Here is an 8,943-nt window from a genome sequence, read left to right on the forward strand (position 1 = left end):
TCTTCGGGCCGACGCCCTCGATCGCGGTCAGCGCGACCGCCTCCTTGGCGACCCCGTGTTCCACCCGCGCCTCGACCCGGCACGCGAGGTTCGCCGCTCGGGAACCGGCGAACCGGTCGAGGAACTCCGAGAGCGCGGCCAGGAGTCGGAGCGCGTTCTGCCGGATCACCCACGCGTCCGACCGGAGATCAGAGGGCGTCGCGTCCGCCATGCTCGCGAGCAGGATGGCGAACACCTTTCGATGGCCGTCCTCGAGCGTGGTGTCGCGGCCGTCGAGGACCCGGTCGATCGCGTCGGACTCGGCCGAACGCGCGGAGACGGAGTCGAACTCCCCGGCGGCGGCCACCGTTTCGAGGACGGCGTCCGCGGTGAGCCGCTCGCTGTCGGCGAGCGCCCGGAACTCACGGGCGGTGTCGAGCCGAAGGTAGTACTTCGAGGCGAGCCGTCCGAGCGCGGTCGGCTCGACCGCGAGGTCGTCGCCGGCGGCCACGAACCCGTCCGCGATCAGCGAGTCGAGCGTGTCGCGGACGCGGTCCCGAAGCCCCTCGAACCCGTACTCCTCCGGCTTCGACCGCGCGCGGACGTAGTAGAAGGTCGTCTCCAGCCAGTCCATCACGTCACCCAATCCACGGATCGTCCCCATCGACACCTCCGCGTTGAGGTGGGATTCGAGGTCGCCCGCCAGCCGTGACTCGATCTCTTTCCCCTCGCGGAGCAGCCGCCGGTACTTATCTGCGTCCGAGCGGTCACAGACGACCCAGCCGTATCCCACGTCGTCGTAGCCGGGCCGTCCAGCCCGTCCGAGCATCTGGAGCACGTCGAGCGGGGAGATGTCCGTCTCCCCCTCTAGCGGGTCGTGGTACTTCGTATCGCGGATCACGACACACCGCGCCGGGAGGTTCACCCCCCACGCCAGCGTCGAGGTGGAAAAGAGCAACTTGATCTTCCCTTCTTTGAACCACGCCTCGACGCGGTCGCGGTCTTCCTTGCCGAGCCCCGCGTGGTGGAAGCCGACCCCGTCGAGCACCGATTGCCGGAGCGTGTCGTTCGACAGCGATTTCGCCTCGTTGTGGAACTCGTAGTCGCCGCGCGAGTCGATCGGGATGTCCCGCTCCGTGATCTCGTCGCGCGCCTTCTTCGCCGCCTGTACCGTGTCCTGTCGCGAGGAGACGAACACGAGCGCCTGACCGTCCTCGCGGACGTGTGGCTCGGCCAGGTCGAGTGCGCGGTAGAGCCGTCGGTACTTGTCCGCGAACGCGTTCGACCCGTGACTGTACGTTTTTACGCCGGTCTCCAGCTCGACGGGTCGGTACTCGTCGCCGAACTCGTACGTCGTCTCCGGCGGCGCGTCGAGCCACTCCGCCACGTCCCCGATGTTCGGCATCGTCGCCGACAGCGCGACCACTCGAGGGTCTTGGAGGCGCCGGAGCCGCGAGACGGTGACTTCGAGCACCGCGCCGCGCTTCTCGCTGTCGAGGAGGTGGACCTCGTCGATGACGATACAGTCTATGTCGGTGATAAACGAGTAGCGCGCGGAGTCGTGTTTCCGGGTCGCGCTGTCTGCCTTCTCGGGAGTCGTCACCAGCACGTCCGCGCGCTCGGCGCGGCGGGGGTTGAGGTCGCGCTCGCCGGAGACGACGTACACGGAGTAGCCCAGCTCCTCGAACCGCTCCCACTCGCTCTCCTTCTCGTTGGTGAGCGCGCGGAGCGGCGCGATAAAGAGGGCCGTGCCGCCCTCCGAGAGGGTCTTACAGATCGCGAGCTCGGCCAGCGCGGTCTTCCCCGAGGCGGTCGGCGCGGACGCGACGACGTTGTGGTCCGATTCGAAGATCCCGGGCAGCGCCTCCCGCTGCATCCGGTTGAACTCCTCGAACCCGAAGGCGTCGGCGAACTCCGGCACCGCGTCCGCGACCTTCACGCCACACCACACCCGTGGACGAGTCGACGGTCACCGCGGCTGGTTCGCATTGGATCGAGTCGGGGGCTTCGAGGGCAAAGGCGTTTCTCATGCCGACGGACCCGACCGTTTACGTACCGGCGCGTCGACCCACCGGTATGATCCCGTCGTCGCCGATCGTCTATGGGGCCGGTGTGGCAGCCGTGCTCTTCGTCCTGTTCGTCGTCGTTCGCCGACTTCGTGCCCCCTCCTCGGACGCACGCGAGTCGAAACGGGCCCACGAGGCCGCACAGGAGCGCGACCCGCCGGTCGAGATCGGCGAGACGTACGAGTTCGGCGTGACCGAGCTCACCGACCATCACTCCGGCAACGAGGTCGCCGTCGGCAAGGTCGAGGGGTTCGTCGTCTTCACCGCGGACATCCCTCGGGACCTCCAGCCTGGAGACGTGATCCGTGCGAAGGTGCTCTCGTTCAATCAGGGACGAACGTCCGCCGACGCGACGTTCGTAACGAAAGCATGACCGGACCCGGTAGGCACGCCGCGGCCACCTCCGCTTCGAACATGAGGTTCATACGTAATGCCGACGAAGGTGTGCCGTAATGGCTCAGGCCGGGAATCAGGACCTCACAGAGCGGTTCATTCAGTTCTACCGCAACTACTATCGCGAGGAGATCGGCACCCTCGCACAGAACTACCCCAACGAACAGCGCTCGTTGTACGTCGACTACGACGACCTCTTCCAGTTCGACCGGGACCTCGCCGAGGACTTCCGCAGCAAGCCGGACCAGATGCGCGAGTACGCCGAGGAGGCGCTGCGACTGTACGACCTCCCTGCCGACGTCAGCCTCGGCCGTGCCCACGTCCGAATCGAGAACCTCCCCGAGAGCATCGACATCCGCGGGATCCGCGTTCACGACGACCACATCGGGAAGCTCGTCTCCGTACAAGGGATCGTCCGTAAGGCGACCGACGTCCGCCCGAAAGTGACCGAGGCCGCCTTCGAGTGCCAGCGCTGTGGCACGATGACGTACATTCCCCAGAGCGACGGCGGTTTCCAAGAACCCCACGAGTGTCAAGGGTGTGAACGGCAGGGCCCGTTCCGCGTCAACTTCGACCAGTCGGAGTTCATCGACTCCCAGAAGCTGCGAATCCAGGAGTCGCCCGAGGGACTGCGCGGCGGCGAGACCCCCCAGTCGCTCGACGTCGACATCGTCGACGACGTCACCGGAAAGGTGAGTCCTGGCGACCACGTCACCTGCGTCGGTGTCCTCCACATCGAACAGGTCGAGCAGGGCAACGAGAAGTCCGCCATCTTCGATCTGTACATGGACGGGGTTTCGATCGCTATCGAGGACGAGGAGTTCGAGGACATGGACATCACGGAGGCGGACAAACGCGAGATCATCGAACTCTCCAATCGCGACGACATCTACGAGGCGATGGTCGATTCCATCGCGCCCGCTATCTACGGTTACGAGGAGGAGAAGCTCGCGATGATCCTCCAGCTGTTCTCGGGCGTCACCAAACACCTCCCCGACGGCTCGCGGATCCGCGGCGACCTCCATATGCTCCTTATCGGCGACCCTGGTACTGGCAAATCTCAAATGATTTCGTATGTAGAAAACATCGCACCTCGCTCCGTCTATACGTCCGGTAAAGGCAGCTCTGCAGCAGGCCTTACCGCTGCAGCCGTCCGCGACGACTTCGGCGACGGCCAGCAGTGGTCGCTCGAAGCCGGTGCGCTCGTCCTCGCAGACAAGGGAATTGCCGCAGTCGACGAGCTGGATAAGATGGACTGTGTCACCGGTGACACGCTGGTCTCGTTGGCGGACGGACGCGTGGAGCGCATCGACGAACTGGCGCGAGAGGTCGCCGAGGACGGCGAGATCGAGGAACTCTCGAACGGTCGACGCATCCGCAACATCGACCTCGACGTCTGGACGATGGACGGGAGTGGGCAGCTGGTCGAACGGTCCGTCTCCGCAGTCCACGAGTACGACGCACCGTCGGAGCTGACACGGGTCACGATGGAGACGGGTGAGTCGCTGACGGCGACGGCCGATCACCCGTTCTTCGTCCTCGATGACGGGGAGCGCATCGAGCGCGAGGCGGCCGCGATCGACGACGGCGACTGGGTGTACGTCCCCCGCGAGGTTCCGACGAAGGCTGCCGATGGTGCCGGGACGGCGGTAATGGCGGGCGGCGACGAAAGCGTCGAACTGCTTGACGACGACGGAATCGACGCCGCCATGGCGAGCGTCCTCGGATACCTCTCCGGCGACGGGAACGTCTACTACGACCGCGAGGAGGGCGTCTACGGCGTCCGGTTCACCAACACCGACGACGAACTGCTCGACGACTTCGAGCGAGCCGCACGGACGACGTTCGGCGTCGAGCCGGTCCGCCCGCCGAGCGAAAAGCGCGACGGCGGAGTCGAGACGGTTCGCGTCACTGGGAAAGAATACGCCGACGCCGTCCTCGACGCAGGGATGAACCTCGGTCGATACGACGAGAAGTGCTTCCCGACGGCCGTCTCGGCCGGGAGCCGCGCGGCCAAGGCCGCGTTCGTCCGTGCGCTGGCAGACAGCGAGGGCCACGTCGACGAGTCGGCGGGCAACGTTCGGATAGCCTCGGCGAGCCGGGAGCTCCTCCGAGGCGCTCGGAACCTCCTCTTACAGTTCGGTGTGTCGAGCCAGCTCCAGCACCGCGAACGAGACGGTGGTCGCGACGTGTTCTACCTCACGGTGACCGACGCGGATTCGCTCACATCATTCCGGGATCTCGTCGGATTCACGGCCACGCGAAAGGCCGAGGCCCTCGACCGCGTCGTTGATTCAGCCGACGGTGATCGCACGATTCTCGACGTGATTCCGGATATCGGCGACGCGCTCGCGCGGTCTCGCGATTCGCTCCGGCTTCATCAAAGCGAGTGCGGTCTCGACGCGGTCACGTATCACGACTTCGAGAGAGGGGATGTGAACGTCTCGCTCCACCGCGCCGGCCGGGTCCTCTCGGCGTTCGAAGATCGACGAGAGACAGCCGTCGAGGACCGGTGTCGACTCAACGAGAAACCGACGTGGGAGACGATTTCAGACCTCCGACACCGGTACCACGTCTCGCAGTCCGAACTCGCGGACGGAACCGCGTTGTCCCAACAGCAGATCTCTCGTGAGTGGGGCGAACGCGACGAGGTCCGTCGGACGGTGGCCGAGCGGCTCCGTGCGATCCTCACCGAAGTCGCGGAGACCGACTTGGACGACCTTCGTGATCTCGTCCAGGGAGACGTGAAGTGGCGTCGGGTGGGATCGGTCGAAACCGTTCCGCCCGAGTCGACCGAACACCGTGGCGAGGTGCTCCGACAGCGTCTCGCAGACCTCATCGGGGGGCCGGTGGAGAGGGTCGAAGAGCGCGCTCGCGAGCTGCTCGACCGCGGTCCGATCGGCGAAACACGGGCGGAACTCTCGACGGCGCTCGACGACTACGGAGTCAGTCAGGCGGACGTAGCGTCGGGGCTCGACGTGAATCAGGCGACGGTGTCGCGGTGGCTGTCCGGCACCGTCGAAACGGACTGTCTTGACGACCTGCGCGATGCTATCGCCGAGGAGGCCGACGCCATGAAAGCGGAACTGCGGTCAATACTGGCGCGGATCGAGGATGGGCGGCGACCGAAGGTGTACGATCTGACCGTCGAGGAGACACACAACTTCGTCGCGAACGGAATCGTCGTTCACAACTCCTCCGACCGCTCTGCGATGCACGAGGGGCTCGAACAGCAGCAGATCTCCGTCTCGAAGGCGGGGATCAACGCGACGCTGAAGGCCCGGTGTTCCCTGTTGGGCGCAGCCAACCCCAAGTACGGCCGGTTCGACCAGTACGAGCCGATCGGCGAGCAGATCGACCTGGAGCCCGCGCTCATCTCCCGGTTCGATCTCATCTTCACGGTGACGGACAGCCCGGACCCCGAACACGACTCCCGGCTGGCGAAACACATCATCAAGACGAACTACGCGGGCGAACTCAACACCCAGCGCACGGAGCTGGCGAGCTCGGAGTTCACCTCCGACCAGGTCGCGGAGGTGACACAGGAGGTCGCCCCGGAGATCGACGCCGAGCTGCTCCGGAAGTACATCGCGCACGCGAAACGGTCGTGTTACCCGACGATGACCGAGGAGGCGAAAGAGCTGATAGAGGAGTTCTACGTCGACCTCCGGTCGAAAGGGGCCGACGAGGACGCGCCCGTGCCGGTCACCGCGCGGAAGCTGGAGGCGATGGTACGGCTCTCGGAGGCGAGCGCGCGCGTCCGGCTCTCGGACACGGTCGAACGCGAGGACGCGGACCGCGCGACCGACATCGTCGAGTCGTGTCTCAAAGACATCGGCGTCGACCCCGAGACGGGCCAGTTCGACGCGGACGTCGTCGAGACCGGGACCTCGAAGAGCCAGCGCGACCGCATCAAGAACATCAAAGGGCTCATCGCCGACATCGAGGAGGAGTACGAAGAAGGCGCACCCGTGGAAGAGGTGCTTGACCGCGCCGGCGAGATCGGGATGGACCCCGGGAAAGCCGAGCAGGAGATCGAGAAGCTCCGCACGAAAGGCGAAGTGTACGAGCCGAAGCAGGGCCACCTGCGGACGACGTAGATGGACCGGATCTCTGCGCTGCGGAACGTCGAGGACGCGCTTCGTGCCTTCGAGGAAGGGGATGTCGACCTCACGGAGGCGGAGCGTCGGGTCGCCGCGACGCTGCGGACGTACGCCTCCGAGCTCGACGGCGAGGACGACGTGTTCCGCGCGGTTGGGGACCCCGCGGTCGACGGGCGGGTCGTCGTCGCTGCATCGGCCCCGGCGGCGCGGGAACGGGTACTCGCGGCCGCGGGGATCGATCCGGACCGGATCGACGACGAGGGCGACGTGCCGGAGTTCGACGTTGAACGGGTCTGAAACGTTCGGCGTCGTCGTTTCAGATACCGACTACGACACCGTTCGGAAGCGATTTATTCGGGACCCGAGCAGTGACGCTCGTGTTGTTGGTCGTGACGTATTCGTCGGCTGCCCGGACCGGGCTCCGTAACGCCTGTCGTCGCCACGACGATCAGGTCGCTCGACGGTTCGGCCGAGCGGCACTGTTCGAACCGACCGCGTACGGCGCGTTCCTCGCATTGCGTCTCAGGGAGACGCACGGTGACGACGTCCAGATCGAACGGACCGAACCATTCAACGAGTTCCTTGCCGTGGACGAGGCGGTCCGTGACGCGGCAACCGCGTACGCGAACCGCGAAACGCGGTCGACACCGTACGCGTCGTTCGCCGCGGGGACGGACTACCCCGACCCGGACTCCCTACGAGGGCGCGAGCTGTGAGCCGGTCGGATTCCGGGGGTAATGCGGGCGGCGGGACTCCCGGACTCGGTATCCCGTCACCGGAGGCGGTGCTGGGGACGGTTCCAACCGATCGCTCCGTGCGTGTCTCTCTAGCGGCCGCCGCCCGATCTCGGGGGCGGACCGCTTCGCTCGCGTCCGAGATCGCCCAGCTTCGAGAGGAGATCGCGTCGATCACGGTCCCGACGGTTGACCTCCAGAGCGCCCGTCGCCAGCTGGCCGATGCGACCGGGGAGGAGGGTCGGCTGAAAGAGCGCGTCGCGACCATCCGTGGGGACGTCCGGGCCCGACGGGCAGTCGACGCCGACACGGCGGCGTCGATCGCGGAGTTACAGGACGCGGCCGCGGCCCTGTCCGTCGCACAGACGGATCGCATCGCGGCCGAACAAGGGCTCGAACAGGCACGCAGGCGGGCGAAGCAGGCGCGCGACGAGCGTGAGCGCCGCCTCCGTCTCACCGACCGGCTTCGAAACCGCCGGCGGGACGCCCGAACCGAGCTCGCGAACTCGATATATCCGGCGTTTCGGGAGGCTCTCCCTGCCGTGCCGGAAGGCGATCTCGCGACGCCCGGACGCGACGCGAGCGAGTACGAGGGGTCGCGGGTCGCCGCGTCGCTCGCGGCGGTTCGGATCGCTTCGATCGATGGACCAGTCTCGCTCAGTCCCGCGGTCGTGAGCGCCTTCGAGTCGTGGGACGGGCCGCCGGCGGAGCGAGTCCTCGGTGTCCGGACAACGCGCCCGGAGCTTTAGATACCATGCCGAGCCAGCCACCGCATGAGCGTCGATCTCTCGTGTACCGTCGACACCGTCGATGGCGTCTGCTTCGTCGCCTGTCGAGTCCGAAACGACGCCGACGTCCCCCGGCGCGTTCGGATCGATAGCCGGCTCAACGGACCGGTTCTACCACCGCGCCGCTCCGGCGTCCCGGAGGCCGGGTGGGACCGTGACGGCGTCACCCTTCGGCTCGAATCCCGGGAAACCCGCGGTGTCGGGTTCGCATCGCCGGCTACGCCGGTCGACCCGCCCGCCACGGTCGTCGGGGTCGATACGCTGGACGCGGTAGACCCGCCGGATGCGACGGACGTGACGCACGAAGACGGAGAGTTGGAGGTCGCGGAGGCGATCCGGACGCTCGGGACACATCGTCCGCCGCGTGCCGCCGTCCGAGCTGGTGGTCCGGCCGTCCGAGTTGGTGGTCCGGCCGTCCGAGCTGGTGGTCCGGCCGACTCGGAGCCCGCAACCGCGATACAACACGACGATTCCGTCGGTTCTACCGACCAAGAGAACCCGGAGTCCGTCTCGGTGAGACGTGTCGCCGAGGGGGACGGCGACAGTGCGTCCGAATACCCCTCCGTGAGGCCCCATGCTGACGAGAACGAGAACGGACCCGGTGTCGACGCGAACGAGGAAGGCCCTCGAATAGGAGGCCCCCGTACCGACGAGGAGGAGGGGGGCTCTGACGTCGACGACGATGGTGGTTTCTCGCCGATCGGACCCGTCCGTCTCGACCAGTGGTTCGCGGCGGTGGAGCGACGGGTCGACCGCGCGGAGCGACTCGCGGACGCCGATCTTGACGCTGCGACGGAGCACGTCGCCGCCATCGGTGGTGTCGACGCGGTCGCGGCCCTCGACGAGCGGGTCGATGCCGACGCGGCGTTGCTCCGCCGGG

7 protein-coding genes are annotated in these 8,943 nt (G+C 66.8%); 6 read left to right on the forward strand and 1 reads right to left on the reverse strand.

The genetic code is table 11. The features are described from left to right. On the reverse strand, positions 1 to 1,918 hold a 1,918-nt coding region (locus ACFQEU_RS07400), incomplete at its 3' end, for a DEAD/DEAH box helicase (protein WP_379780781.1). A gap of 137 nt (positions 1,919 to 2,055) precedes the next feature. Between ACFQEU_RS07400 and ACFQEU_RS07405 the strand changes: the two genes are divergently transcribed. The 6 genes from ACFQEU_RS07405 to ACFQEU_RS07430 all read left to right on the forward strand — a co-directional run. Continuing rightward, positions 2,056 to 2,418, forward strand: coding sequence for a TRAM domain-containing protein (locus ACFQEU_RS07405; RefSeq protein WP_379780783.1), 363 nt, complete (start codon positions 2,056 to 2,058; stop codon positions 2,416 to 2,418). Between the two features lie 79 nt (positions 2,419 to 2,497). Beyond that, positions 2,498 to 6,538, forward strand: coding sequence for an LAGLIDADG family homing endonuclease (locus ACFQEU_RS07410; RefSeq protein ID WP_379780785.1), 4,041 nt, complete (start codon positions 2,498 to 2,500; stop codon positions 6,536 to 6,538). Further along, positions 6,539 to 6,838, forward strand: a complete 300-nt coding sequence (locus ACFQEU_RS07415; RefSeq protein ID WP_379780787.1) for a DUF7854 family protein — start codon at positions 6,539 to 6,541, stop codon at positions 6,836 to 6,838. 80 nt (positions 6,839 to 6,918) lie between these two features. Continuing rightward, positions 6,919 to 7,257, forward strand: a complete 339-nt coding sequence (locus ACFQEU_RS07420; RefSeq protein ID WP_379780789.1) for a DUF7855 family protein — start codon at positions 6,919 to 6,921, stop codon at positions 7,255 to 7,257. Next, positions 7,254 to 8,024, forward strand: a complete 771-nt coding sequence (locus tag ACFQEU_RS07425) for a DUF7856 family protein (protein ID WP_379780791.1) — start codon at positions 7,254 to 7,256, stop codon at positions 8,022 to 8,024. Before ACFQEU_RS07420 ends, ACFQEU_RS07425 begins: the two co-directional genes overlap by 4 nt. 24 nt (positions 8,025 to 8,048) lie before the next feature. Beyond that, positions 8,049 to 8,943, forward strand: an 895-nt coding sequence (locus ACFQEU_RS07430; RefSeq protein ID WP_379780793.1) for a DUF7857 domain-containing protein, incomplete at its 3' end; no start/stop codon positions are given.

The organism is Halorubrum tibetense, assembly GCF_042661865.1.
Lineage (GTDB): Archaea > Halobacteriota > Halobacteria > Halobacteriales > Haloferacaceae > Halorubrum > Halorubrum tibetense.